Below are 25,797 nucleotides of genomic sequence, written 5' to 3'. Positions count from 1 at the left end.
CACCAGGGTAGCACGCCCGCCTGGCCGAGCCAAGTCCGCCTGACCGGACTCGCGGACCGGTCGAAACCGGAACAGGGGCCGGCCCCCTCCCGGCCTTGCGGCGGGGAAGGGGCCAGCCCGGTCCGGCCCAGCTGGGACTAGGCTTCCAGGATCCTTTTGGCGGTTTCGTCCTGCACGTCGGTGATGAAGCCGATGCCCGTCTCGCGTGCGGTTTCGCGGTTGGCGGCGGCGATGTCGTTGCGGCAGAGCTCGGCCAGCTTGAAGCGCCGCGCACCGGCCAGGAGCTGCTGCAGGCCCGCGGAGAGCTTGTCGGCCAGGGTGCAGAAGGCGATGGCTCCGTAGGGGATGTTCTTCATCTCCTTGGCCCCGACCTTCTTCTTCACGTCCTCGTAGCAGGCGAAGATCTGCTCCGGCGAGTCGCCCAGGTCGCTGACGGTCTTGGGCAGCTTGTCCCAGTTGCCGAAGACCTTTGCGCGGCGCTCCGGGTGCAGGGCCCCTTCGATGTTCGCGCCCAGGAAGCCGGGGATCATGATGGCGCGGCCCATGCAGATGAGCTTCACGAAGGGCGCGCCCAGGGCCATGGCCTTGAACACGTGGTCCTCCCGGGCGAAGCCGCCGGCGAAGGACATGTCCACCACCTTGGTGCCGCGCGCGGCCAGCAGCGCCGCGTACTCGCGCGCCTTGGCGTGCAGCAGGATGCTCGGCACGCCCCAGGTCTCCATCATGTTCCAGGGGCTCATGCCCGTGCCGCCGCCGGAGCCGTCGATGGTCAGGAGGTCGAGCCCGGCGTCGCTGGCGTACTTGATGCTCATGGCCAGCGCCTCCATGCCGTAGGAGCCGGTCTTGAGGGAGATGCGCTTGAAGCCCAGCTTGCGCAGGTAGGCCACGGAGTCCATGAAGCTCTCGCGCACCTGGGCCTCGGTGGAGAGGTCGGTATAGCCCAGGCGGCTGTGCCGGGCGAAGCCGTGGATGGCTCCGCTCTTGAAGGCCTCCTGGACCTTCTTGTCCTCCGGGTCCGGGTCCACCAGGTAGCCGCGCTTTTTCAGAAACAGCGCGTAATCCAGGCTGGTGACCTCGATTTCGCCGCCGATGTTCTTGGCGCCCTGGCCCCACTTGAGCTCCAGGCAGACCTTGTCGCCGTACTTGTCGATGACGTACTCGGCCACGCCGTTGCGCGTGTCCTCCACGTTCATCTGCACGATGATGGCGCCGTAGCCGTCGTTGTAGCGCAGGTAGGTCTCCACGCGGCGGTCCAGCTCCGGGGCCTTGGTGATTTTTTTGGCCGTGAGCTTGCTCTCGCGGTCCACGCCGACGACGTTTTCGCCCACCACAACGGGAATGCCCACGAGCGACCCGCCGATGGCGAAGGAGTCCCAGTACTTGGCGGCGATGAAGGTGGAGCCGAGCGCCCCGGTCATCAGCGGCAGGCGGCACTTCACGGGGTCGGCGTTGCCGAAGCTCGTCTCCAGGTCCACCTTGGTGAACAGGCAGTTGTCCGGCGAGGAGGACACGCCTTTGGCCAGGCCCTCGGCCCCGTAGTTGTAGCCCTGGATGCGCAGGGAATTGTAGCTGACGCCCACGTGGCAGGTGTTGGCGCTGCCGGCGGTGACGGCGCCGAAATCGCGCGGGTAGAGCAGGCTTCTGCCCTTGAGGCTGGAGGACCAGGTTTCGCACTTGCCGGAGCAGTCGGCCCGGCACAGGGTGCACAGGCCGGATTCGCACGGGTTGCCCCGGTTCATGGTGTTCAGGACGTCATTGCTTTTGGACCACTGAGACATGTTCCCTCCCGATCAAATGTTAGCCGAAATATCTTCCGCCCGCCCTTGGGCGCGGCCTGCCGCGGCCTCGCCCGGCCTGACGCCTAGGAGAAGCCGCGCGGGTTCTCCACCACGACCTTGCGCCGGGAAATCTCATGGGTAAGGCGGGCGACCTTGTCCTCAAGGGCCTTTACCTTCCTGCGCAACGCGCCGACTTCCTGCCGCAGCTGTTCCTTCTCCGCCTGCTCGTCCGCCTGGGCTCGAAACTGCCGCCGCGCGTATTCCGAGTTGCTTGGCATACCCCCTCCACAGTTCAGAAATTCGCCCCGGGGCGCTGCCTTGCACGGCCTGTGGCCGCCGGGAAAGACTCCTGTCCGCGAGTTTGATATCCTCCTGGGGTGGCAGGGGAAATAGGTGAATGCTCTATTTGCCGAAGGTGAAAAGCGGAGTTGTGGCAGGATTTTTTCCCATTGTCGGGACAGAGTCCCGCTTGGCCGGCCTTTGGCGGGCGGGGGCGCCGAACAATTTTCGGGGCAAGCCGGTCCAGGCGGCTCTATATCCCTTGCCCGCACACGCCCGCCGTGGCATATGCAAAATGCGCAAACACATCAGGCCGCTGGCTCGGCCCTGCCCGGGGGCTTGCGGCACATTCTGGAGGAATAGCATGACGAAGCGCCTCAGCTCCGCCTTCTTGTTTTCCCCGGTATTGACGCCTGCGCTCCAACTTCTGCTGGCCGTTTCGTTGGCCGCCGGATTCGCCATTGGGCTTGTCGGCTGCGGCAAAGGCGACGACAAGGCCGGGCAGGATTCCAAACCAGTGGCGGTCTCCACCGTGGTGCTCCAGGCCAAAACCGTGCCGCTTTCCGGAGAGTTCACCGGCCGCACGGATTCCGAGTCCACCGTGGAACTACGCGCGCGCATCAACGGCTTCCTCAAGAAAATCAACTTCAGGGAAGGCTCCCTGGTCAAGGCCGGGGATCTGCTCTTTGTCATCGACCCGGTGGAGCAGGAAAACACCCTGGCGCGCACCAGCGCCGACGTGGCCCAGGGCAAGGCCCAGCTGGAGTACGCCAAGAAGGAGCGCATGCGCTTCGAGGCCCTGGTGAAGCAGGGCGCGGTGAGCCAGCAGGAATACGACGCCAAGGTGACCAACGAGCGCCAGCTGGCCGCCAGCGTGGCCTCGGCCTCGGCCACGGCCAGCGAGGCCCGCACCAATCTGGGCTACACCAAGGTGCTGGCCCCCCAGGCCGGGCGCATCGGCAAAAGCAACTTCAAGGTGGGCGACCTGGTGGGCCCCGGCCAGAACAGCCTGCTGGCCACCATCTCCGCCACGGACACCTTCACCGTGACCTTCAACATCAGCGAGCGCGACTACCTGGCCGTGGCCAGGGAATATGTGGAGGCCAAGGCCAGGGGCGAGAGCCTGAAGCCCCTCATCTGCAACGTCATCCTGGCCGACGAGACCGTGTATCCCCAGCCGGGCCGCATCGACATGGCCGACCGCGCCGTGGACCCCTCCACCGGCACCCTGCCCGTGCGCGCGGTGTTCCCCAACCCTGACGGCGTCATCAAGCCCGGCCTGTTCGCCAAGGTGCGCGTGGAGTTCGGCGCCGTGGACAACGCCACCGTGGTGCCGGAGCAGGCCGTGAGCGACGTGCAGGGCGCGAAGTTCGTGTTCGTGGTGGACAAGGACGGCAAGGCCGAGAGCCGCCCGGTGACCCTGGGCGCGCGCACGGCCGGCGGCTACATCGTGCAGAAGGGCCTGAGCGCGGGCGATGCGGTCATCGTGGACGGCTGGCAGAAGGTGCGCACGGGAACGCCCGTGGCGCCCGCGCCTGCACCCGCGCCCGCCGCAGCGCCAGCCAAGCCCTAGAGCGCCAGAGCATTCCGGCCGGGGGAGGGCAGCGCCCCAAGCCCCCGGTCGTCGTTCCTCCCGCATTCACCGCGCGCACGCGCCGACGCAAGGGAGCCCAGGCATGGTCAATTTCTTCATCCAGCGTCCCATCTTCTCCGCCGTCATCTCCATCATCATCACCATCGTGGGCGCGCTGTGCATAGCGGTGCTGCCGGTTTCGCAGTTCCCCAGCCGCATCTCCCCCTCCACCGTGCAGGTGGTGGCCAGCTACAACGGCGCCAGCGCCCAGGTGGTGGAGGAGACCGTGGCCGCGCCCATCGAGCAGCAGGTGAACGGCGCCCAGGACATGCTGTACATGAACTCCGTCAGCAGCAACGACGGCCGCATGGTGCTGAACATCTCGTTCGCGGCCGACCGCGACCTGGAGCTGGCCACGGTGGACGTGCAGAACCGCGTGCAGCTGGCCGAGGCCACCCTGCCCGCCGACGTCACCCGCGCGGGCGTGTCGGTGATGAAGCAGTCGCCCGACATGGTGCTGGTGGTGAACCTGACCTCGCCCAAGGGCATGTACGACTCGCTGTTTTTGGAGAACTACGCGCGCATCAACATCGTCGACGCCATCAGCCGCATTCCCGGCGTGGGCAACGTGACGCTGGCCGCCAACCTGACCTACGGCATGCGCGTGTGGCTTGATCCGAACAAGCTTTCCCAGACCGGGCTTACGGCCGTGGACGTGGCCAACGCCCTGACCGAGCAGAACGTGCAGGCCCCCGGCGGCCAACTGGGCCAGCAGCCCGCGCCGGACAACGTGCCCTTCCAGATCACCGTGCAGGTGAAGGGACGCCTGGCCGACCCCGCGGAGTTCGGGAACATCATCCTGCGCGCGGGCCAGGGCGGCAACATCGTGCGCCTGCGGGACGTGGGCCGCGTGGAGCTGGGCAGCGAGAGCTACCGGGGCTACACGAGGCTGAACGCCCAGCCCACCTCCACCATCTGCATCTACCAGCTGCCCGGGGCCAACGCCATCGACCTGGCCAACAAGGTGCGCGCCGTCATGGCCGACCGCTCCAAGGCCTTTCCCGAGGGCATGGAGTACAAGATTCCCTTCGACACCACGCGCTTCGTGCGCGCCTCCATCGAAAGCGTGCTGCACACGCTGTTCGAGGCCGTCATCCTGGTGCTCATCGTGGTGTTCATCTTTTTGCAGGACTGGCGCGCCACGCTCATCCCCATGATCACCGTGCCCGTGGCGCTCATCGGCACCTTCGCGGCCTTTCCCCTGCTCGGCTTCTCCATCAACACCATCACGCTCTTCGCCATGGTGCTGGCCATCGGCATCGTGGTGGACGACGCCATCGTGGTGGTGGAGGCCGTGCAGCACAAGATCGACCACGACAAGCTGCCGCCGCTTGAGGCCACCAAGCGCGCCATGGCCGAGGTGGCCGGGCCCATCGTGGCCATTTCCCTCGTGCTCATGAGCGTGTTTCTGCCCTCGGCCTTCATGAGCGGCACCACGGGCCGCCTGTACCAGCAGTTCGCCGTCACCGTGGCGGTTTCGGTGGGCATTTCCGCCTTGAACGCCCTGACCCTGAGCCCGGCCCTGTGCTCCATTCTGCTGCGGCCCGCCACGGAAAAGACCGGCCTGCTGGCGCGCTTCTTTGCGGCCTTCAACCGCGGCTTCGAGGCCTTCACGCGCGGTTACGGGGCGCTGGTCAAGAAGGGCATCCGCATGTCGGCCATTGTGCTCCTGGGACTGGTCGGCCTGGTCATCGGCACCGGCGGCGTGCTCAAGGTGCTGCCCACGGGCTTCGTGCCCAGTGAGGACATGGGCTATTACATCGTTTCCGTGAACCTGCCCGAGGCGTCTTCCCTCACCCGCAACAACGCCCTGGTGAAGAAGATGGAGGACGTGCTGCTGAAGGACCCGGCCGTGTCCGACACCATCGTGCTGGGCGGCCTGAATATCCTCACCGGCGGGTACAGCTCGTACACCTCCTGCGTGTTCGTGGTGCTGAAGCCCTGGGACGAGCGCCAGACCAGGGAGCTTTCCTTGGCCGCGGCCATCCGCCGGGCCCAGGCCGCCTTCGCCCAGATGCCCGAGGGCCGCATCATCTGCATTCCGCCGCCCACGGTGCCCGGCATGGGCAGCACCGGCGGCTATCAGTTCGAAATGCAGGACCGCTCCAGCAAGTCCATAGCCGAGCTGGGCAAGAACATGGGCCTCTTGTGGAAGGCCACGGGCGAGAACAAGGCCGTGGCCGGCCTGTTCACGGATTTCAGCGTGGGCGTGCCGCAGTACTTCTTCGATGTGGACCGCGAAAAGGTGAAGAGCCAGGGCGTTGTGCTGAACGACGTGTTCAGCACCCTGCAGATCATGCTCGGCGGAAAGTATGTGAACGACTTCAACAAGTATGGCCGCACCTACAAGGTCATGCTCCAGGCCGATCCGCAATACCGCGCCACGGAGGAGGACATCGCGCGCTACTTCGTGCGCAACTCCGCCGGGGCCATGGTGCCCCTGAACACCCTGGGCACGGGCACGCACATCAAGGGACCGGAGTACATCCGCCGCTACAATCTGTACCGCTCGGTGGAGTTCACCTCCGGCGCGGCGCCGGGACACAGCACGGGCGAGCTCATGGCGGCGGTGGAGCAGAGCGTGCGGAAGACCCTGCCCCAGGGCTACGGCATGGAGTGGACGGGCATCGCCTTCCAGGAAAAGCAGGCGGGCTCCCAGGCCATGGTGGCCTTCGGCATGGGCCTCTTGATGGTCTTCCTGGTGCTGGCCGCGCAGTACGAGTCCTGGACCATCCCCTTCGCCGTCATCCTGTCCATTCCCACCAGCGTGTTCGGGGCCATGGCGGCCCAGATGCTGCGGGGCTTCGACAACAACGTGTATGCCCAGATCGGCCTGGTGGTGCTCATCGGCCTGGCGGCCAAGAACGCCATCCTCATCGTGGAGTTCGCCAAGATGCGCCGGGAGGCCGGGCTGCCCACGGCCGAGGCCGCGGTGGAAGGTGCCCTGGCGCGCTTCCGGCCCATCCTCATGACCAGCTTCGCCTTCATCCTGGGCGTTGTGCCCCTGGCCCTGGCCAGCGGGGCGGGCGCGGCCGCGCGCAACACCATGGGCACGGCGGTGTTCGGCGGCATGCTCTGCGCCGCGGCCATCGGCGTGCTGCTCATCCCGGTGCTGTACAGCTCCATCCAGGGCTTCACGGAGCGCCTCGGCAAGAAGGGGGCCGCTCCGGCGAATGCCGACGGCACGGGCGAAGAAGGGCCCCACGTTCAATAAGGGCGCAGCCGCCCCGGGGAAGAAGGAGATTCGCGGCATGACCGTTGTTCAACCCTCGCGCAAGAGGCTTGTGGCCTCGCTGCACCGCCTGCTCGTCTGGAGGCTTCTGGGCATGACGGCGTTGATCTGCGCGCTGTTCGCCGGGGCGACGTATGTTCAGCTCTACGCGAACTACGACGAGGCCATCCTTGAAAGCTCCATGAGCGGGGCGGAGGACTTCCGCGAGCTCATCCTGCCGCAGCTGGACGCGCCGGGAAGGCTGGACGCCAAGGCGGTGCAGGCCGCGCTGGACTCGCTCAGCGGCGGCTTGCGCCGGCCGTCGCTCGGCTTCACCGCGTCTGCGCGCATTCTGGACGCGGACTCCAAGGTGGTGGCCCAGCGCTCCGCCACCAGTTACGCCCTGGCCGCCCAGGTGGCCCAGTACCTGAGCGCGCACGGCTATGTCTTCCGTCCGGGGCAGGCCGTGCAAAGCCGGTCCCTGGTGCTCATCGGCGGCAAGCCCCACGTGCACCTGGCCGTTTCCCTGGTCAACAGCCGGGGCCAGGTGGCCGCCTACGGCGAGAGCGTGTACGCCGTGTCCCAGCTGGTGCAGGACAACATCCGCAAGAGCATGCTCGGCACCGTGGGCCTGGTGGTTCTGGTGGTGCTGGCCACCTCGCTTCTGCTCTATCCCGTCATCATCCGGCTTCTGCGGCGCGTCACGCGGCTTTCCGTGCATTTGCAGGAGGCCAACCTGGAGACCCTGCGCGTGCTGGGCAGCGCCATCGCCAAGCGCGACAGCGACACCGACCGCCACAACTACCGCGTCACCATCTACACCGTGCGGCTGGCCGAGGCCCTGGAACTGCCTGGCGCGGCCATCCGTTCCCTGGTCAAGGGCGGCATGCTGCACGACGTGGGCAAGATCGGCATCCGCGACGCGGTGCTGCTGAAGCCCGGCGGACTCACCGACGGCGAATACCGCGTGATGCAGACCCACGTGCAGCACGGCCGCGACATCGTGGCCCAGGCCAGTTGGCTGTCCGACGCGCTTCCGGTCATCAGCGGCCACCACGAGCGCTACGACGGCAACGGCTATGATCACGGCCTCGCCGGGACGGACATCCCCCTTGGGGCGCGCGTGTTCGCCTTGGCCGACGTGTTCGACGCCCTGACCTCGCGCAGGCCCTACAAGGAGCCCTACGCCTTTGAGGAGGCCATGCGCCTGCTGGAGCTGGAGCGCGGCACCCACTTCGATCCGGCGGTGTTCGACGTCTTCCGGCGCATCGCGCGCGGGCTGTACGACTCCGTGGCGGGCTGCGGGGACGACGAACTGCACGAGACCCTGCGCCAGATCTTTCAGACCTACTTCATCGGCGACATCGAGACCATGATGGAAGGCATGGAGGAACTGGTCTCCGGCCGCAAGGCAGGGGCGGAGACTCCGGCCAAGCCTTCCTGAGCATTCTGTCCGGTTCTTCCGGCCTGCTCGAAGCAGCTTGGGCCGCAGCGGCCACCCCTGGTTTCGGTGCACATTTTTCTGCCCGCGCGTACGGCAACGAATCTCCTTGCCGGGGCTTGACGTTCCTGTGTCTGCGTATTAATTCATTCGAACGAATGAATTGCAGTCTGGGGACGGCGCGCGCGCCAATGGAGGACTAATGAAGCGTCAACCACCCAAGAACGCGGACAAAGAAACGCGCAAGAAGCTCATCGAGGCCGGGACGAAGCTCTTCGGCCTGCATGGTTTCGACGCCACCAGCACCCGCGCCCTGGCCCAGGAGGCCGGGGTGAACCTGTCCGGCATCCTGTACCACTTCGGCGGCAAGGAAGGCCTGTACAGGGCCGTCATGGAGCAGGGCATAGAAGCCAAGCTCACGGAGATCGGGCCGGGCATGCTCTGCGTCGTGGCCACCTGCGGCAATCCCTCCTCCACGCGGGAGGAACTGCTGGAGTCCATGCGCTTCCTGGTGCGCACCCTGGTCTCGGTGATGCTCGGCAGCCCGGAATCGCGTTCCTTCAGCCAGATCATGATGCAGGAGCAGATAGCGCCCACGGCGGCCTTCACCCTGTTTCACGACGGCTTTTTCGCCAAGGTGCACGGGGTGTGGACCACCCTTCTGGGCAGGCTGCTGAACCGCCAGGATTCTTTGGAACTGCGGCTGCGCGCCCTGTCGGTAATGGGCCAGCTGGTGATTTTCCGGGTGGGCATGAGCGGAATTTTGCGGGTAGTGGGCGGCGACAGACTGACCGATGAGCATTTGGAGTGCATCACCAGGCTGTGCATAGAGCAGGTTGAGGCCATCGTGGCGGGCTGCGCGCCTGAAACGGGCCAGGCGGAGGGCGGCAGATGAACAGAAAGCGAATTGTGATCGGGCTGGCGGTGCTGGCGGCCGTCGGCATCGTCTTGGGCGTGCTGCGCCTGCGCGGCGGCGGGGACCGGGAGCTGAAGCTTTACGGCAACGTGGACATCCGCGAGGTGGAGCTTTCGTTCCGGGTGCCGGGGCGCCTGGCCGAGGTGCGCGTGGACGAGGGCGACGCGGTGAAGGCGGGCGACGTGCTGGCCGTGCTGGACGCCCAGCGCTACCGCGACGCCCTGGCCAAGGCCGCGGGCGACCGCGACGTGGCCGCCGCCAACATGGCCAAGTTCCACGCGGGCTACCGCTCGGAGGAAGTGGCCCAGGCCCGGGCCATGGTGGCGCAGATGGAGGCCCAGGTGGAGAACGCCGCGCGCGTGGCCCGCAGACGCGAGGAGCTGTTGAAGAGCGGAGCCATCTCCGCCCAGGAGCGCGACGACGCCGTGGCCAGCCGCGATTCCCTGCTGGCCCAGTTGCAGAGCGCCCGCAAGGGCCTGCAACTCCAGGCCTCCGGCTTCCGCAGCGAGGAAGTGGCCGGGGCCGAGGCAACCCTGCGCGCCGCAGAGGCCAGCATGGCCGCGGCCATGACCGATCTGGCGGACACGGAGATCATCGCCCCCAGCGACGGCCGCGTGCTGTCCCGCGTGCGTGAGCCCGGCGCCATGGCCTCGGCCGGGGCCGTGGTGCTCGTGGTCTCGCTCAACAAGCCCGTGTGGGTGCGAGCCTACGTGCCGGAGCCCGCGCTGGGCAAGATTCATCTCGGCATGCCGGTCAGGATCTACACCGACAGCCGCCCGGACAAGCCCTATTCCGGCACCATCGGCTTCATTTCCCCGGTGGCGGAGTTCACGCCCAAGAACGTGGAGACCGAGGCCCTGCGCACGGACTTGGTGTACCGCCTGCGCATCGTGGTGGACGACCCGGACGAGTGCATCCGCCAGGGTATGCCCGTGACGGTGAAGGCCGCGCCAGCCGGTGCGGCCAAGGCCCCGGCCCCTGCGGCGGCAAGCGCTCCCGACACTACTGTAAGCAATGCGGCGGGCAATGCCACAGCCAACGCAGCGGCCAATGCGGCAGCGGCAAAGGGCAGCGCCCAATGAACGCCGCTTCCGGCAGCGCCGGGCAGGCCGCTTCGGCGGGCCTGACTGCTTGGGCGGAAGTCCGGGCCCTCATCAAGGCCCAGGACCTCGTCATGCGCTACGCCGGGGCAAGCAAGGACGCCCCGCCAGCCCTGGACGGCGTCAGCGCCAGCGTGCGGCCGGGCTGCATCACCGGTCTTGTGGGGCCGGACGGCGCGGGCAAGACCACCTTCATCCGTCTCATGGCCGGGCTGCTCGACGCCACGCAGGGCGCACTCTCGGTGCTGGGCCTCGACCCGGCCGCGCAGGCGCGGGAGCTGCACGAGCGCATCGGCTACATGCCCCAGAAGTTCGGCCTGTACGAGGACCTCTCCGTGGCCGAGAACCTGCGCCTGTACGCCGAGGTGCGCGGCCTGCCCGGGGCGGAGCGCGCGGCGACCTTTGACCGCCTGCTGGGCTTCACCGGCCTGGCCCCCTTCACCAAGCGGCTGGCCGGGCGGCTTTCCGGCGGCATGAAACAGAAACTGGGCCTGGCCTGCGCTATGATCAAGCGGCCGGAGCTGCTGCTCCTCGACGAGCCCAGCGTGGGCGTGGACCCCATTTCCCGGCGCGAGCTGTGGCGCATGGTGCGCGAACTGGCCGACGACGGCATCGGCGTGGTCTGGAGCACCTCGTACCTGGACGAGGCCGAGGGCTGCGACGAGGTGCTGCTGCTGTCCGGCGGGCGGCTGCTGTTCTCCGGCAAGCCTGCGGAGCTGACGGGCCGCGTGGCCGGGCGCGTGGTGCAGGTGCGCGGGCTGAGCTTTGATGGGGCTTCGGGCACGGCGGACGGCGCGGCGCCGGGGGCAGTGAACGCGGCAGCCGGTGCGGGCGCCGAGCACGAGGGCCGGGGGCGGCGCGGCGTGCTGCGCCGGGCCCTGGGCCTGCCGGGAATCATCGACGGCGTGATCCAGGGCCGCTACGTGCGCCTGGTGCTGGGCCCGGGCGCGGCCCAGCCGGACCTTGCCGCCATGCGCGCCGGGGAGCAGGCCGAACTCGTCACCGTGCCGCCGCGCTTCGAAGACGCCTTTCTGGACATCCTGGGCGGCGGGCCGGGAGGCGTGTCCCCCCTGGCAGCGCGCATGCGGAACAAGCCGGCCAACGCGGGCAGCGTGGTGGAGGCGCGGGGCCTGACCAAGCGCTTCGGCGACTTCACCGCCGCGCAGGACATCACCTTCGCCATCCGCCAGGGCGAGATCTTCGGCCTGCTGGGCCCGAACGGCGCGGGCAAGTCCACCACCTTCAAGATGATGTGCGGGCTGCTGAAGCCCACGGCCGGGCAGGCCCTGGTGGACGGGCTGGTGCTGGGCAAGAGCCGTGGCGCCGCGCGCGAGCGCATCGGCTACATGGCGCAGAAGTTCTCCCTCTACGGCACCCTTTCCGTGCGGCAGAACCTGGATTTCTTCTCCGGCGTGTACGGGCTGGAAGGGGCCGTGCGCAAGAACGCCGTGGAGGGCATGATCGAGACCTTCGGGCTTTCGCCGCACCTGTCCGCCTCGGCCGACGAGCTGCCGCTGGGCTTCAAGCAGCGGCTGGCCCTGGCCTGCGCGGTGATGCACGAGCCCGCCGTGCTCTTCCTCGACGAGCCCACCAGCGGCGTGGACCCCATCACCCGGCGCGAGTTCTGGACGCACATCAACGGCATGGTGGAGCGCGGCGTGACGGTGATGGTGACCACGCACTTCATGGACGAGGCCGAGTACTGCGACCGCATCGCCCTTGTGTACCGGGGGCGCGTCATCGCCCTCGGCTCGCCCGACGACCTGAAGGACGGGGTGCGCACGGACGCGCTTGCCGATCCGACCCTGGAGGACGCCTTCGTGACCCTGGTGGAGAAGGACGACGAGGCCACTGCAGCGGCCAATGCGGCGATTTCGGGCGCGGCGATTTCGGGCGCGGCGGAAAAGGGGAGGGCGGCATGAGTTCCCCGGCGGCGCGGCGGCTTGTGGCCATCATGGTCAAGGAGGGCCTGCAGATCGTGCGCGATCCGTCCTCCATCCTCATCGGCTTCATCTTGCCGATTTTCCTGACGCTTCTTTCGGGCTACTCCACCAACCTGGACATCGACCACGTGCGCATCGGCCTGGTGCTGGAGGACGGCTCCCCGGAGGCCCAGGACCTGGCGGCCTCGTTCATGGCCACCAAGTATTTCGAGGTCCGCGTGGGCCACGACCGGCGCGAGTTCGCCGACGCCATGACCTCGGGCCGCGTGCGCGGCATCGTGGTCATTCCGCAGACCTTCAGCCGCGACCTGGCCCGCGCCAGCGAGAGCGTGCCCTTCCAGGTCATTGCCGACGGCTCCGAGCCCAACACCGCGCAGTTCCTGCAAAACTACGCGCAGGGCGTGTGGCTTTCCTGGATGGCCGTGCGCGCCGAAGGCAAGGGCGCGGAGTTCCAGCAGCCCGTAACGCTCATCCCCCGCACCTGGTTCAATCAGGAGCTGGTGAGCCTGAACAGCCTGCTGCCCGGCGGCATGGCCATCAACCTCACGCTCATCGGCGCGCTTTTGACCGCGCTGGTGGTGGCCCGCGAATGGGAGCGCGGCACCATGGAGGCCATGCTGGCCACGCCCGTCAGCCCCTTTGAGATGCTGCTCGGCAAGCTGGTGCCGTATTTTCTGCTGGGTATGGCGGCCATGTTCATCTGCCTGGGCATCACCCTCCTGCTCTTCGGCGTGCCCTTCCGGGGCAGCATCCTGGCCTTGGTGGCCGTGTCCGCTGTGTTCCTGCTCTCGGCCCTGGGCCTCGGACTGTTCATCTCGTCCATAGCCCGCAACCAGTTCGTGGCCTCCCAGGCCTCCATCCTGGCGGCCTTTTTGCCCGCGTATTTCCTGTCCGGCTACGTGTTCGAGCCCTCGGGCATGCCCTGGCCCATCCAGATTCTGTCCCGCGCCATCGCCGCGCGCTATTACGTGTCCTGCCTCAAGACTTTGTTCCTGGCGGGCGACGCCTGGGCGCTGCTTCTGCCGAACATGGCGGGCATGGCGGTCATCGCGGCCGTGCTGCTGGGCCTTACCCTCAAGAACGCGGCGAGGAAGGTGGCATGAACGGCGCACGGGTGAAGGCCCTTGTCATCAAGGAACTGCTGGCCGTGCTGCGCGACCGCAAGAGCCGCACGGTGCTCATCCTGCCGCCGCTGTTGCAGCTGACCATCTTTGCCTTCGCGGCCACGCTGGAGGTCAAGAACATCGAGCTGGCCCTGCTGGACAAGGACGGCGGCAAGGCGGCGGTGGAGCTGGCCCAGCGCTTCCGGGGCTCGCCCTCGTTCACCCGGGTGTTTCCCCTGCGTGGGCAGGAGGACGTGGCCCCGGTGCTGGAGGACGAGAAGGCCATGGCCGTGCTGGTCATCGACGAGAGCTTCTCCCGCAATGTGGCCGCGGGCCGCCCGGCCAGCGCGCAGCTGTTGCTCGACGGCCGCCGCAGCAACGCCGCGCAGATCGTGCAGGGCTATGCCCAGCGGATAGTTGAGCAGTACAACCGCGACCTGGTGGCGCACTACGGCATGGACCCGCCCCCGGCCACCCTGGTGGCGCGCAACTGGTTCAACCCGAACCTGGACTATCTGTGGTTCACGGTGCCGAATCTCATCGGCATGCTGACCATGGTGGTGGCGCTCATCGTCACCGCGCTTTCCGTGGCGCGGGAGCGGGAGCTGGGCACCTTCGACCAGCTGCTGGTCTCGCCCCTTTCGCCGGGGGAGATATTGGCGGGCAAGACGCTTCCGGCCATGATCCTTGGCGTGGTGGAGAGCGTGCTCATCGTCACCGTGGCCATCCTGGCCTTCGGCATTCCCTGCGTGGGCTCGCTGTGGGTGCTGGCCCTGACCATGGTGCTCTATCTGTTCTCCGTGGTGGGCTTCGGCCTGTTCATCTCGTCCCTGTGCAACACGCAGCAGCAGGCCATTCTGGGCACCTTCACCTTCATGATGCCCGCCACGCTCCTGTCCGGCTTCGCCACGCCCATCGAGACCATGCCGAAGCTGTTGCAGATCCTGTCCCTGGCCAATCCCCTGCGGCACTTTCTGGTGGCCGTGCGCGGCATCATGCTCAAGGGCATGCCGCTTTTGACGGTGCTCGACACCATCTGGCCGCTTCTGGCCATCGCCGTCGTGACCCTGGCCCTGGCGGGCTGGTTCTTCCGCAAGGGCCTGGGCTAGGGGGCCGTTTTCGCCGCAGGGGCCGCGCCCGCCGCGCCCGCCGCATTTGGCGCGTTGGGCAGGGGCACGCGTACGGTCACCGGCTCCACCACATGGAAGGACAGGGCCGACTGGCGCATGCGCTGGATGGCCGGGGCGGTGATCTCCGTGCCCTTGGCCAAAAGCAGCAGCCCCTGCTCGGACACGATGCCTTCCTCCAGCACCATGCCCTCGGCCAGTTCGTCGAGCATCACCCGGCGCAGGGCGTAGTCCGACTCCTGGCCCACCGACTGCGCCAGGGCCTGGAACAGCACCGGATCGTAGCAGCTGGCGTCGGCGGCCATGCTGTTCAGAATGTCCGCCGGAGCCATGCCCCGGCTCTCCAAAAGGTCGTAGTCCGTGGCCAGCTTGAGCATGCGCGCCGCGCGGTGCTTGCCCGGGCAGGCGCAGTCGTCGTGGCGCTCGTGCTGGCGGCCGATGATTTCGGCCACGCGCTCCAGGCGGGGAATGTGCTCCAGAAGCCCCGCGCCCACCGTGGGATGGCTGTCGTACAGGGCGCGTTCCTCCGGCGTCAGGTCCTGGCCGCTGGCGATCTTCTCCAGCACGGTGCGCGGCAGGGCCATGCAGCCGATGTGCGAGAGCATGGCCGCAAGGTCCAGCTCCCAGGTGACGGGAATATCCGCCGCCTTGGCCAGCCTGCGGGTGAGGAGCTTGATGCGGTTGGCCCGGCCGTATGCTTCCGGGTTGGCCAGGCTGAGGGCCTCGGTGAGGACCTGGATGCTGCCGCGCAGGGTGCCGCGCAGCAGTTCACGCTCGGCCAGAACCAAGCGGTGCTGCTCCAGCCCGGCCTCCAGGGCCTTGCTCATGGTCTCCTGGCTGCAGGGCTTGGTGAGGAAGCGGAACACCTGGCCCTCGTTTACCGCGCTCATGGCCACCTCCACGTCGGCGAAGCCGGTGAGCATGATGCGCACCGTGTCCGGCGAGAGTTCGCGCACGCGGCCCAGGAAGGTGATGCCGTCCATGCTGGGCATCTTGAGGTCGGAGACCACCACGGCGTAGCTGTCCGTGCTCTGGATGGCCTTGAGGCCCTGCACAGGGCCCAGGGCCGTGTACACGTCGAAATGTCTGCGCAGCATCACGCGGAAGCTGTCCAAAAGCGCGGCCTCGTCATCCACAAACAGAATCTTCTTGGTCATCGGCCCTCCTTGTCGCGGGCGATTTCACAGTGGCTGCGCCACTCGCGCAGCCGGGAGGCGTATTCCTCCCTGGTCAGGTTCGTCTGCATTTCGCCGCAGCCGTCGCGGCACAGCTCCGTCTGGGGCAGGCCATGGTCGAAGTGGTTGGCCACGGCCACGGCCGAGCGGACCGAAACACTGTCGCAGGCCAGGCTCTCCGGCTCGTGGTGCAGGCACACGGCCTCGGTGATGGAATCCTTGAAGCCCCAGAGGCTGAGCAGGTAGGCTCCGGCTTCCGCGTGGGTGGCGCCGAAGGCCTCGCGCTCCGCGAGGTGGACCGGGCGGTCCTGGCGCTGCGCCTCGGCCAGCACGGCCGCGTACTCCTGCCCCAGAACGCTGCCCAGCACCAGTTTGCCCAGGTCGTGCAGCAGCCCGGCGATGAAGCAGTCGTCGCGGGTGGCCGCGTCGGCGCGCTCTGCCTCGGCCATGGCCCGGCAGAAGCAGGCCGTGCGCAGGCTGTGGGCGCCCAGGCTCTCGCGCAGGGGCTGCGGCAGTGGAAGGCTGGCCGGGCTGGAAAAGAGCTCGATGGAGAGCACCAGCACGCGGATGGTCTCCATGCCGAGGAGCTTCACCGCGTGGTGCACGCTGGAGACGTGGGCGGCCAGGCCGAAGAAGGAGGAGTTGACCAGGCGCAGGAGGCTTGAGCTCATGCCTGTGTCCTGGCTGACGATGTCGCCCACGCGTTTGAGGGAGCCGTTGTCGCTGTTCAGCTCGCCCATGAGCTGCCGGTACAGGGGCGGCATGCTCGGCAGGGCATCGAGGCGGCAGATGAGCCGCTTGAGGCTGGCGCTGCCGATGAGCCCCCGCAGACTGAGGGCCTTGGCGATGGCGTCTTTGAGTTCCTCCTGCGGGCAGGGCTTGCTCAGGTACTGGTGCGCCAGGCGCACGGTGCGCATCACGCTGGCCTGCTCGGAATAGCCGGAAAGCACCATGCGCACGGCTTCCGGCCAGTCCTCCGCAACTTTGGCCAGCAGCTGGGCCCCGTCCACGCCGGGCATGCGCATGTCCGTCACCACCACGTCGAAGCCCCGCTTTTCCAGCAGGGTCAGGGCTGCCTGCCCGCCAAGCACGAAGGTCATGTCCCATTGCGCACGCTGCGGGCGCAGCAGCAGGCGCAGGCTGTCCAGCACGTGCTGTTCGTCGTCCACGAAAAGTATCTGCGGCTTGGTCATTTTGCGCCTTGTTCCGGGCTACCAGCCCAGGGGAAGGTGGATGTGGAAGGTGGTGCCGCGCCCGTGCTCGGTATCGAAGCTGATGCTGCCGCCGTGTTTGTTGACCACGATGTCGTAGGCCAGGGTGAGGCCCTGGCCGGTGCCCTTGCCCACCTCCTTGGTGGTGAAGAACGGATCGAAGATCTTGCCGCGCACGGCCTCCGGGATGCCCGCGCCCGTATCGGAGATGGAGATGCGCACGCCGCCTTCCTCCTGGGCCGTGGCGATGCGGATGACGCCTTTTCTTGCCGTGCCGCGCACGGCTTCCTCCACCGCGTGGGCCGCGTTGACCACGATGTTCAGAAACACCTGGTTCATCTCCGCGGGCAGGCAGATGACCTGGGGCAGCTGCGGATCCAGGTCGGTCTCCATGTCGGCCACGTATTTCCACTCGTTGCGCGAGACCGTGATGGTGTTCATGAGGGCCTCGTTCAGGTCCACGCCTTTTTTCTCGCCCTGGCCGGGGTGGGAGAAGCTGCGCATGGCCCGCACGATGCCGCTGACGCGTTGGATGCCGTCCTTGGCGCGGCTGAAGGAGAGCGGCATTTCCTCGCGCAGGAAGGGATACTCGATGTCCTCCAGCTTGTCGGCCAGGTCTTGCAGGGCTTCTGCCCCGCAGCCCGCATCGGGCGTGGCGGCAAGTTCCGCCACCCGGTCCATGACGGCCAGAATGTCCGCGTTGGCGTCGCGCAGGAAGCTGATGGTATCGCCCACGTACTGCGTGGGGGTGTTGATCTCGTGGGCGATGCCCGCCGCCAGCTGGCCGATGGACTCCAGCTTCTGGGCCTGGCTCAGCTGGGCCTCCAGCACCTTGAAGTCGGTGATGTCCGTGCCGAGGACGAGCACGCCCTTCAGCCCGCCGCCCTCGTCCAGGATGGGGCTCAGGCCCACGAAGAGGAAGCCTTCCTTGCCGTCGGCCCGTTCGTACCAGAGGTTGTTGATCTTCACGGTCTGGCGCTCCAGGCTGCACTGGGCCAGTCCTTCCAGCACGCGGTCCCATTCCCAGGGCAGGGGCAGGCTGGCGAACTCGCGCCCCAGGCTGTCCTCCTCGGCAAGCTGGAAGATCTCGCTGGCGGCCTGGTTCCACTTGCTCACGCGGCCCTGCATGTCGACCCCGACCAGCAGGGCGGACACGGCGGAGAGCACGAGGTTCGCCTCCCTGTGGGCCTGTTTACGTTCGGCTATCTCGGTCTGGAGCAGGGTGTTGGCGTAGGCCAGCTGCTCGGTGCGCTGCTCCACGCGCCGTTCCATCTCGGCGTAGGCGGCTTGCAGCTCGCGCTCCACGCGTTTCTTTTCGGTGATGTCGTAGCCCAGGCCGATGAGCCCTATGACCGCGCCCTCGGCGTTGTGCACGGCCACCTTGCGGGTCAGCACGTCCCGGAGGCCCTGGAGGCTCGGCACCTGATCCTCGGTCTCCAGCCGCTCCAGCCCGCCCTCGAGAATGCGCGCGTCGTCGGCCACGTATTTGTCCGCCAGCCCGGCGGGAAAAAGCTCATGGTCGGTCTTGCCGGAGAGTTCCTCGCGGGTCAGCCCCACCAGGGCGCACAGGCTGGCGTTGCCTGTTATGTAGCGGCCCTTGGCGTCCTTGAAAAAGGCGTCGCCGGGCAGGCTGTCCAGCAGCTGTTCCAGTTCGCTGGCCTTCTGGCGGATGGTGCGCTCGGCCTGGGTCTTTTCCTCCAGCCGGGCGCCGAGCACCAGCTGGGCGGAATTGGCCCGCCAGGCCAGCCACAAGGCGGCCAGAGTGAAGGCGCACAATAGTGCGGAAACGCCGGTGATGAGCCAGGGCGAGACCGCGCCCAGCAGCTCCCGCACGTTCACCAGGCTGAGCACCCGCAGCGGCGTTTGCGGCACGCTGGCCCAGATGGCCAGATGCTCGGCCTTCTCTCCATCGTCCATGGCGCGCACCCGCTGGCTGGAAACGGGCCTGCCCGGCCCGGGTTCGACCAGCCGCCCGGGCAGGGCGGGATCGAAGACGCCGTGAAGCGTTGCGGCCAGGCGGGGGCCCTCGGTGACGCAATACAGGTGCACGCCGGCCTCCGGCGAGCGCACCAGGAGCGGCAGCACCCGCTCAAGGGGAATGCGGGCGAGGATGTGTCCCACCACTTGTCCGCCCAGGTTCACGGGCTGGCGGAGCACGATGCCCGGTTGCTGCGCCTCGTAGTCGACGGCGAACAGCGGCTTATGCGGTTCGCTTTCGGGCAGGAATTTCCGCCAGGGGCTCTCTTTTGCGGTATGCGGCCCGGCGCGGCTTTCGCCGATGACGGCTCCCTCGCGGTCCACCAGGGCCAGGGCGGAATAGATGGGCTCGCCGCCGACGCGCCGGTCCTGGACCAGCTTGGCCAAGTGCTCCTCGATGGACAGGCGGCTGGCCAGCAGGCCGTACTCCTCGGACATGCCCAGGGCCTTGTTCTCGAAATAGGTCAGCAGCTGGCGGTTGTCGGAGGCGATGCGCATGTCGTTGTCGCGCTCGTAGAAAAAATAACCCAGGGTGGCGGCCGCGCCGCGCACGTCCTCCTCCATGCGCAGGGTCACCTCGCGCTCCCGCGCCACGGACGAGGCGTGGGCGGACCAGAGCATGGCCAGGATGAGGCAGGAGAGCAGCAGCCCCGCCGCCGGCAGCAGAAGCCGCGGCCGCAGGAACGTGGCGGCGCGTTGCTCGAATCCCGTGGCGTTCAAATGCGCTTCCCCCCGGCTCCGGCGTCTGGCGCCGTGCTACTTGCTGAAGTACTTCGGGAAATACGTGGTCACAAAGGGGTAGTAGCGTTTGATCATGCGGTCGTATTCGCCGCTTTGCTGCAGCGCGGCGAAGAAGCGGTCGAATTCCTCGCGCAGGCGGGGCGACTGCTTGGCGAAGGCCACGGCCATGTCCTGGGTGTCGCTCATGGGGCCGATGATCTTGATTTTGCCAGGGTACTTCTGCAGGGCCACCAGGGCGTCGGGCACGTCCAGCAGGGTGGCGTCGGTCTCGCCCTTGAGTATCAGCGCCGGAGCCAGGTCGTTCAGGCTGCCGGGGAAGAGCCGGGGTTTCGCGCCCGTGGGTTCCAGGTTGAACAGGGCCGGGTCGAGGCAGGTGCCGCTTTTGCACAGCAGCGAAAGCCCGCGCAGCTTGCCCCGCGTCAGGTCGATGTCCTTCTTTATGTCGCCGCTGGGGGCGATGGGCGTTACTTTGGATTCGGCCTTGACCACCAGCCACACCTGGGTGGGGAAGGTGGGCCGGGAGAAGTCCACCAGCTTCTGCCGCCAGGGCAGCACGGTAAGCCCGCTGGCGATGACGTCGCCCTTGACCGGGGCCTCGCCCAGCAGCTCCACGTCCGCGCCCTTGGTGCGGTGCTTCCGGCCCGTGAGGTCCGGGAACAGGGTGTCCCAGTCCGTGGGCACATACACATAATGCACGCCCAGGTGCCGGGCGAACAGCCGCATGAGGTCCACATCCAGGCCGTCGCCCTGGCCGGTGATGAAGTTTGCGTAGGCGATGCCCAGATGGCGCAGCACCCCGCTGGACTTCACTTCGGCCAGGTCGCGCGGGGAGGCGAAGGCCGCGCTGCCGCACAGGGCCAAGGCCAGGCACAGGACCAAGGCGGTCCGGGCACGTTTGACAGTCGCGGGCATCGCACACTCCTTCGGGCCGGCGTCGTGCCGCGCTGTCCGGCAGGACGGGCCCACGGGCACCCTTTGTATGGCACTGTAGCGCAACGAAGGAACACGGCGCAAGACCCTGCCTGCGGCATATGCATAAAAACTCTACGTAGCACTGCTTTGGCTCCGCGGCTTCACGCCAGCCCCTTGGAACCGGGGCGGGGAGGGGGCCGAAGAAGGGCTTGTCTCCGCCGAGCCAGGTGCGTTATGACAATTCGCCGTGGAAAGCGGCGGCCGCAGGCGGCGCGCCCGCTGTCAGGCCGATGCCAAGAACCATGCCCAATGTGCCGCTCGAGCGTGATGCTCGAATACGATGGAGGAGCCCCATGCGCTTGAATAAATCGTTCGCCTTCCTGTTGCCGCTGGCCGCCCTGGCCTGTCTCCTGCTCGCCGCCGGTGTGGCTCAGGCCGCCCCGGCCGGGGGCAAGAAGCTGCGCGTGGCCTTCGTCCTGCTCGAGACCATCAACGACCAGGGCTGGACCACCTCCCACCACGAGGGCATCGAGCACCTGAAGAAACAGCTGGGCGACCAGGTGGAGGTCTCCTACACCGAGAACGCCCTGTCCCCGGCCGATGCCGAGCGCATCATCCGCAACTACGCGCGCCAGGGCTACGACCTGATCTTCGGCACCACCTTCACCCACATGGAGCCCATGTACAAGGTGGCCGGAGAGTTCCCCAACGTGAAGTTCATGCACTGCGCGGGCTTCAAGACCCGGCCCAACATGGGCACCTACATGGTGCGCATTGAGCAGGGCGAGTATCTGGCGGGCTACGCGGCCGGGCTTATGGGCTATAAGAACGTGGGCACCGTGGCCACCCAGCCCATTCCGGAGGTGGTGCGCGGCATCAACGCCTTCACCCTGGGACTGAAGCGCGGGCTGGACGAGAGCAAGGCCAAGTACGACGCGGACAAGCTGAACACCATCGTCTGGCTCAAGGCCTGGCGCGACGCCGTGAACGAGACCACCCTGGCCGAGGTGCTGGCCGCCAAGAAGCACGACCTGATCCGCCAGATGGCCGACACCTCCGATTCCTCCAAGGCCGCCTGCGCCAAGGGCGTGCCCGCCGTGGGCTACGGCGTCAGCGCCGCAAAATACGGCGCGGCCTGCGTGCTCACCTCCACCACCTTCGAGTGGGGCGCGGTGTACGTGGACGTGGTGAAGAAGGTGCTGGCCGGAACCTGGAGGAACGACCAGATGTTCACCGGCTTCGAGGCCGGGAGCGTGGGCCTGGCGCCCTTCGGCAAGGCCGTGCCCAAGGCCGTGGCCGACAAGGTCCTGGCCCTCAAGGCCCGCATGGCCAAGGGCGAGGACATGAGCTTCGCCGGGCCCATCGTGGACCAGGCCGGGGCCGAGCGCGTCAGAAAGGGCGAGAAGGCCACGGACAAGGAACTTCTGTCCATGCGCTGGTTCGTCAAGGGCGTTTCCGGCAAGCTGCCGGAGTAGCCCCGCTGTTCCGAACAACCGTAAAGGGGGACCGGGGCGACCTGGTCCCCCGCTGTTTTGAGGATGCCAACGTGACCGCCGCACCTGAGCGCGAGACCTCCGCACCGCCCCTGCTTTCCTGCCGGGAGCTCAGCAAACGCTTTGCCGCGCCTTCGGGCGACGGGGGCTTCGTGCTGGCCAACGACGGCGTTGACCTGGACCTTTTCGCCGGGCGCGTGCACGCCCTGCTGGGCGAGAACGGCGCGGGCAAGAGCACCCTCATGTCCCTGCTCTCCGGCTGGCTGCGGCCTGATGCGGGCAGCCTCGCGCTCTCCGGCCGGCCGCTTGAGCTTGGCAGCCCGGCCGCGGCCATGCGCGCGGGCATCGGCATGGTGCACCAGCGTTTTTCCCTGGTGGAGGCCCTGACCGGGGCGGAGAATCTGGCCTTGGCGGATGGCGGCTCCGTGTCCGCGCGGCGCGCGGAGGAGCTGGCCGAGCGCCACGGCCTGGCCCTGGATTCGCGCAGGCGCGTGGCCGACATGAGCATGGGCGAACGCCAGCGGTTGGAAATTCTGAAGCTCCTCGCCCGCGACGCGCGCATCCTGATTTTGGACGAGCCCACCAGCGTGCTGGCCCCGGCGGAGATCGGCGCGCTGTACGCCAGCCTGCGCGCCCTGGCCGACCAGGGCCGGGCCGTTGTGCTCATCACCCACAAGCTTTCGGAGATCGCGGGCGCGGCGGACGAGGTGTCCGTTTTGCGCCGGGGCCGCATGATCGCCCGCAACATCCCCCGCGACCCCGCCCGGACCGACGGCTGGGACATGGCCGAACTTTCGCGGCTCATGGTGGGACGCGTGGTGCCCGCCCCGTCGCAAGGCGGGGCCGGGCGCGCTCTGCGCCAGAGAGGAGAACCCGTGCTCGTGGTGCGCGGGCTCACCGGCGCGGGCCAGCAGCCAGCCTTCACGGACGTGAGCTTCGAGGTGGCGCGGGGCGAGATCCTGGCCATCGTGGGCGTGGCGGGCAACGGGCAGGAGGCCTTGGCCGCGGTGCTGGGCGGGGTGGAGCGCCCGGCGGGCGGCGAACTCACCGTGCTTGGCCGCGCCATCGGGCCGCGCCAGGGACGGGAACTTGTGGCCTACGTGCCGGAGGACCGCCACGGCATGGCCACCGTGCCGGGCCTGACCCTGGCCGAGAACATGCTGCTTTCCACCACGGGCAGCCGGGGCGCGGTGTTCGCGCGCGGCGCGGGCCGGGCCTCCGCGCTGCGGGCCATGCAGGCCATGAACGTCGCAGCCTCCGGCGTCACCGCCCTGGCGCGGGAGCTTTCCGGCGGCAACCTGCAGAAGTTCATCCTGGCGCGGGAGCTTTCCAAGGCCGCGCCCCTGCTCATTGTGGAACAGCCCACGCAGGGCCTGGACGTTCTGGCCGTGGCCGACGTGCACGCGGCCATCCTGAGGGCCGCAGCGGGGGAAACGCCCGCCGCCGTGCTGCTCATCACCGGCGACCCGGCCGAGGCCCTGGCCCTGGCGGACCGCGTGGCCGTGCTGTACCGGGGCCGTGTGGCGGGCTTTGTGGACCCGGCTGAACCCGACGCCTTCGGGCGCATCGGGAGGCTCATGGCCGGGCTCGGAACTGAGTCGGACGGCGTGGCTGCCGCCGATGCCGGAGGCCGGGCATGACGGGCCTGCGTGTGATTTTCGAACCCCGGCACGCCTCCGGGGCCGGGCGCGCGGCCTTTTCCGTGCTGTGCGCCTTTGCGGCGGCGGGCATCTTCGGCTCCCTGGCCTTTGCCCTGGCCGGGGTGGCGCCTGCCGAGGCCTGGATGGCCATGGCTCAGGGCGCTCTGGGCAGCCCGTACAGCGTCAGCGAGATTCTGCTCAAGGCCGCGCCCCTGACCCTGACCGGGCTGGCCGTGGCCCTGTGCTGCCGCCTGAACCTGTGGAACATCGGAGCCGAAGGGCAGTTCGTAAGCGGGGCCGTTTGCGCCTGCTGGGCCGCGTTGTTCGCGCCCGCGTGGTGGCCCGTGCAGTTCGCCCTGCCGCTGGCCCTGGCCGCCGGAATGGCCGGAGGAGCGGCCTGGGCCCTGGCTCCGGCCCTGCTCAAGGCGCGCCTGGGCGTGAGCGAGATCCTGTCCACGCTGCTGCTCAACTATGTGGCCGTGCTGTTCATGGAGCACCTGTATTTCGGCCCCTGGCGCGACCCGGAGGGCATGGGCTTCCCCGGCACGGCGGAGCTGCCCGAGGCCGTCTGGCTGCCCGCGCTGCCGCACCTGCCGGAGCAATGGGGCACGCGCGTGCACTGGGGCCTGCCCTTGGCCCTGGTGCTGGCCGTGGGCCTGTGGTGGCTGCTTGGCCGCACGCGCTGGGGCTTCCGCGCGCGCGTCCTGGGCGAGAGCCCCAAAGCCGCGGCCTATGCGGGCTTCCGCGCCGGGCGCATCACGGTCGCGGCCATGTGCCTTTCCGGCGCGCTGGCCGGGCTGGCCGGAGCGGGCGAGCTCCTTGGCGTGCAGCATCGCCTGCAGGACGGGCTGTCCACGGGCCTGGGCTTCGCGGGCATCATCGTGGCCTTTCTGGCCCGGCTGAACGTGCTGGCGGTTCCCCTGGCGGCGCTGCTTTTGGGCGGGCTGCTTGTGGGCGCGGACCAGTTGCAGACCGAGCTGCGCCTTCCCGGCAGCACCATTCTGGCCCTGGAGGCCGCACTGCTCTTCGGCGCGCTGCTGGGCGAGTTCCTGGCGGGCAGGCGCTTGCGCCTGAAGCGCGCGCCGGTGGACCCCACAGGGCCGGAGCACGACGTGACAGCTCGCGAAAAGCCAGGGGAGGGCGGCCATGCTGCCTAGCCTGGACCTGGAGAACCTGGCCCTGCTGGGGCAGATCGCGGTGAAGTCCTCCACCGCGGTGCTCTTGGCCAGCCTGGGCGAGATCGTGGCCGAGCGTTCCGGGGTGCTGAACCTGGGCCTGGAGGGCATGCTGCTTCTGGGCGCGCTGGCTGGCTTCGCCGCCGGGGCGGCCACGGGCGACCCTGCGACGGCCCTGGGGGCGGCCGCCCTGGCCGGAGCCGCCGCCGCGCTGCTCCACGGCTTTTTCGCCATCAGCCTGGGGGCCAGCCAGGTGCTTTCCGGGCTGGCGCTTTCGCTTTTGGGCGCTGGCCTCGCCGGCGTGCTGGGGCGCGACCTGCTGGGCGCGCCGGGCCTGGTGCTGGGCTCCCAGCCCATTCCCGGCCTGGCGGAGCTGCCCGTGCTGGGCCCGGCCCTGTTCAATCAGCCGCTGCTCACCTATCTGGCGCTCCTGCTGGCGCCGCTGCTGTGGTGGGGGCTTGGGCGCACGCGCGCGGGCCTGCTGGTCCGCGCCTGCGGCGAGAACGCCTCCGCCGCCTATGCCTGCGGCGTGCCCGTGGCCCTGGTGCGCTACTGCTGCACCTGCTTCGGCGGGGCGCTCTGCGGTCTGGGCGGGGCCTTTCTGTCCCTTTCCTACACCCCGGGCTGGAAGGAGGGCATGAGCGCGGGCCAGGGCTGGATCGCCATCGCCATGGTCATCTTCGCCCTGTGGCGGCCCCTGCGCGCTTTGTGCGGCGGGCTCCTGTTCGGGGCGCTCATGGCCGCGCAGTTCAGCATGCAGACCGGCGGTTCGGACTGGGCCCCGGTGTGGTTGCTGCGCGCCCTGCCGTATCTGCTCACCCTGCTGGTGCTCAGCCTTGGGCAGAGTTTCTCGCGTCTGCGCAAAAACGCCAACCCGCCCGCGAACCTCGGCCAGTTCTTCCGCCCGCAGGGCTAGGGCTCGTCCCGGACTTCCAACCCTTT

18 protein-coding genes are annotated in these 25,797 nt (G+C 68.3%); 12 read left to right on the top strand and 6 right to left on the bottom strand.

Going from position 1 to position 25,797, the window contains the following annotated elements; all coding sequences use genetic code 11:
- Nucleotides 1-137 precede the first annotated feature (137 nt).
- Together VN419_RS07390 and VN419_RS07385 are read right to left on the bottom strand one after the other, a co-directional pair.
- Nucleotides 138-1,778 carry a glutamate synthase-related protein gene (locus VN419_RS07390; protein WP_325646031.1) on the bottom strand — a complete coding sequence of 547 codons (1,641 nt, stop codon included), beginning with the start codon at nucleotides 1,776-1,778 and terminating at the stop codon, nucleotides 138-140.
- 83 nt (nucleotides 1,779-1,861) lie between these two features.
- Complete coding sequence (locus VN419_RS07385) at nucleotides 1,862-2,056, bottom strand: hypothetical protein (protein WP_325646029.1); 195 nt, start codon at nucleotides 2,054-2,056, stop codon at nucleotides 1,862-1,864.
- A 365-nt stretch (nucleotides 2,057-2,421) separates the two neighbouring features.
- Here VN419_RS07385 and VN419_RS07380 point away from each other — a divergent pair, with 365 nt between their 5' ends.
- The 8 genes from VN419_RS07380 to VN419_RS07345 all read left to right on the top strand — a co-directional run bounded on the left by VN419_RS07380 (nucleotide 2,422) and on the right by VN419_RS07345 (nucleotide 14,513).
- Nucleotides 2,422-3,630 (top strand): efflux RND transporter periplasmic adaptor subunit, encoded by a 1,209-nt coding sequence (locus VN419_RS07380; RefSeq protein ID WP_325646027.1) that lies wholly within the window; start codon nucleotides 2,422-2,424, stop codon nucleotides 3,628-3,630.
- A gap of 103 nt (nucleotides 3,631-3,733) precedes the next feature.
- Nucleotides 3,734-6,904 (top strand): multidrug efflux RND transporter permease subunit, encoded by a 3,171-nt coding sequence (locus VN419_RS07375; protein WP_325646024.1) that lies wholly within the window; start codon nucleotides 3,734-3,736, stop codon nucleotides 6,902-6,904.
- Nucleotides 6,905-6,941: 37 nt separating this feature from the next.
- Nucleotides 6,942-8,345: an HD-GYP domain-containing protein gene (locus VN419_RS07370; protein ID WP_325646022.1), complete on the top strand. Its 1,404-nt coding sequence runs from the start codon at nucleotides 6,942-6,944 to the stop codon at nucleotides 8,343-8,345.
- A 199-nt stretch (nucleotides 8,346-8,544) separates the two neighbouring features.
- Complete coding sequence (locus VN419_RS07365; protein ID WP_325646020.1) at nucleotides 8,545-9,237, top strand: CerR family C-terminal domain-containing protein; 693 nt, start codon at nucleotides 8,545-8,547, stop codon at nucleotides 9,235-9,237.
- Nucleotides 9,234-10,340 carry a secretion protein HlyD gene (gene hlyD / locus VN419_RS07360; protein ID WP_325646018.1) on the top strand — a complete coding sequence of 369 codons (1,107 nt, stop codon included), beginning with the start codon at nucleotides 9,234-9,236 and terminating at the stop codon, nucleotides 10,338-10,340. The genes VN419_RS07365 and hlyD overlap by 4 nt, the downstream gene beginning before the upstream one ends.
- The gene (locus tag VN419_RS07355; protein WP_325646016.1) at nucleotides 10,337-12,280 is read left to right on the top strand and encodes an ATP-binding cassette domain-containing protein; all 1,944 of its coding nucleotides are present in this window, start codon (nucleotides 10,337-10,339) and stop codon (nucleotides 12,278-12,280) included. Before hlyD ends, VN419_RS07355 begins: the two co-directional genes overlap by 4 nt.
- Nucleotides 12,277-13,404, top strand: a complete 1,128-nt coding sequence (locus VN419_RS07350) for an ABC transporter permease (RefSeq protein ID WP_325646014.1) — start codon at nucleotides 12,277-12,279, stop codon at nucleotides 13,402-13,404. Before VN419_RS07355 ends, VN419_RS07350 begins: the two co-directional genes overlap by 4 nt.
- Nucleotides 13,401-14,513 (top strand): ABC transporter permease, encoded by a 1,113-nt coding sequence (locus VN419_RS07345; protein ID WP_325646012.1) that lies wholly within the window; start codon nucleotides 13,401-13,403, stop codon nucleotides 14,511-14,513. Before VN419_RS07350 ends, VN419_RS07345 begins: the two co-directional genes overlap by 4 nt.
- Here VN419_RS07345 and VN419_RS07340 read toward each other — a convergent pair.
- The 4 genes from VN419_RS07340 to VN419_RS07325 are packed head-to-tail and all read right to left on the bottom strand — an operon-like array spanning nucleotide 14,510 to nucleotide 20,547.
- Nucleotides 14,510-15,688 (bottom strand): HD domain-containing phosphohydrolase, encoded by a 1,179-nt coding sequence (locus tag VN419_RS07340; protein ID WP_325646010.1) that lies wholly within the window; start codon nucleotides 15,686-15,688, stop codon nucleotides 14,510-14,512. The two genes, VN419_RS07345 and VN419_RS07340, sit on opposite strands and share 4 nt — an antisense overlap.
- The gene (locus tag VN419_RS07335; protein ID WP_325646008.1) at nucleotides 15,685-16,899 is read right to left on the bottom strand and encodes a response regulator; all 1,215 of its coding nucleotides are present in this window, start codon (nucleotides 16,897-16,899) and stop codon (nucleotides 15,685-15,687) included. Before VN419_RS07335 ends, VN419_RS07340 begins: the two co-directional genes overlap by 4 nt.
- Before the next feature lie 18 nt (nucleotides 16,900-16,917).
- Nucleotides 16,918-19,614, bottom strand: coding sequence for a PAS domain-containing protein (locus tag VN419_RS07330; protein ID WP_325646006.1), 2,697 nt, complete (start codon nucleotides 19,612-19,614; stop codon nucleotides 16,918-16,920).
- A 36-nt stretch (nucleotides 19,615-19,650) separates the two neighbouring features.
- A complete protein-coding gene (locus VN419_RS07325; protein ID WP_325646004.1) occupies nucleotides 19,651-20,547 on the bottom strand; it encodes an ABC transporter substrate-binding protein in 897 nt (298 codons plus the stop codon).
- Between the two features lie 353 nt (nucleotides 20,548-20,900).
- On the opposite strand from VN419_RS07325, the gene VN419_RS07320 reads away from it, so the two are divergent.
- The 4 genes from VN419_RS07320 (at nucleotide 20,901) to VN419_RS07305 (ending at nucleotide 25,771) form a co-directional block, all read left to right on the top strand.
- On the top strand, nucleotides 20,901-22,022 hold the full coding sequence (locus VN419_RS07320) for a BMP family ABC transporter substrate-binding protein (RefSeq protein WP_325646002.1): 1,122 nt from the start codon (nucleotides 20,901-20,903) through the stop codon (nucleotides 22,020-22,022).
- Between the two features lie 71 nt (nucleotides 22,023-22,093).
- Nucleotides 22,094-23,680, top strand: a complete 1,587-nt coding sequence (locus VN419_RS07315) for an ABC transporter ATP-binding protein (protein ID WP_325646000.1) — start codon at nucleotides 22,094-22,096, stop codon at nucleotides 23,678-23,680.
- Nucleotides 23,677-24,837, top strand: coding sequence for an ABC transporter permease (locus tag VN419_RS07310; RefSeq protein WP_325645998.1), 1,161 nt, complete (start codon nucleotides 23,677-23,679; stop codon nucleotides 24,835-24,837). Before VN419_RS07315 ends, VN419_RS07310 begins: the two co-directional genes overlap by 4 nt.
- Nucleotides 24,827-25,771, top strand: a complete 945-nt coding sequence (locus VN419_RS07305) for an ABC transporter permease subunit (RefSeq protein WP_325645996.1) — start codon at nucleotides 24,827-24,829, stop codon at nucleotides 25,769-25,771. The genes VN419_RS07310 and VN419_RS07305 overlap by 11 nt, the downstream gene beginning before the upstream one ends.
- Nucleotides 25,772-25,797 lie beyond the last annotated feature (26 nt).

The organism is Humidesulfovibrio sp. (assembly GCF_035560995.1).
GTDB lineage: Bacteria > Desulfobacterota > Desulfovibrionia > Desulfovibrionales > Desulfovibrionaceae > Humidesulfovibrio.
Note: the sequence above shows the minus strand (reverse complement) of the source record. Positions and strands in the feature narration are given on the sequence as shown.

Coding starts and splice junctions, on each gene's coding strand:
- VN419_RS07305 (WP_325645996.1), top strand. CDS start 24,827: ATGCTGCCTAGCCTGGACCTGGAGAACCTGGCCCTGCTGGGGCAGATC.
- VN419_RS07335 (WP_325646008.1), bottom strand. CDS start 16,899: ATGACCAAGCCGCAGATACTTTTCGTGGACGACGAACAGCACGTGCTG.
- VN419_RS07380 (WP_325646027.1), top strand. CDS start 2,422: ATGACGAAGCGCCTCAGCTCCGCCTTCTTGTTTTCCCCGGTATTGACG.
- VN419_RS07375 (WP_325646024.1), top strand. CDS start 3,734: ATGGTCAATTTCTTCATCCAGCGTCCCATCTTCTCCGCCGTCATCTCC.
- VN419_RS07340 (WP_325646010.1), bottom strand. CDS start 15,688: ATGACCAAGAAGATTCTGTTTGTGGATGACGAGGCCGCGCTTTTGGAC.
- VN419_RS07365 (WP_325646020.1), top strand. CDS start 8,545: ATGAAGCGTCAACCACCCAAGAACGCGGACAAAGAAACGCGCAAGAAG.
- VN419_RS07390 (WP_325646031.1), bottom strand. CDS start 1,778: ATGTCTCAGTGGTCCAAAAGCAATGACGTCCTGAACACCATGAACCGG.
- VN419_RS07370 (WP_325646022.1), top strand. CDS start 6,942: ATGACCGTTGTTCAACCCTCGCGCAAGAGGCTTGTGGCCTCGCTGCAC.
- VN419_RS07310 (WP_325645998.1), top strand. CDS start 23,677: ATGACGGGCCTGCGTGTGATTTTCGAACCCCGGCACGCCTCCGGGGCC.
- VN419_RS07355 (WP_325646016.1), top strand. CDS start 10,337: ATGAACGCCGCTTCCGGCAGCGCCGGGCAGGCCGCTTCGGCGGGCCTG.
- VN419_RS07325 (WP_325646004.1), bottom strand. CDS start 20,547: ATGCCCGCGACTGTCAAACGTGCCCGGACCGCCTTGGTCCTGTGCCTG.
- VN419_RS07385 (WP_325646029.1), bottom strand. CDS start 2,056: ATGCCAAGCAACTCGGAATACGCGCGGCGGCAGTTTCGAGCCCAGGCG.
- VN419_RS07320 (WP_325646002.1), top strand. CDS start 20,901: ATGCGCTTGAATAAATCGTTCGCCTTCCTGTTGCCGCTGGCCGCCCTG.
- VN419_RS07345 (WP_325646012.1), top strand. CDS start 13,401: ATGAACGGCGCACGGGTGAAGGCCCTTGTCATCAAGGAACTGCTGGCC.
- hlyD (WP_325646018.1), top strand. CDS start 9,234: ATGAACAGAAAGCGAATTGTGATCGGGCTGGCGGTGCTGGCGGCCGTC.
- VN419_RS07350 (WP_325646014.1), top strand. CDS start 12,277: ATGAGTTCCCCGGCGGCGCGGCGGCTTGTGGCCATCATGGTCAAGGAG.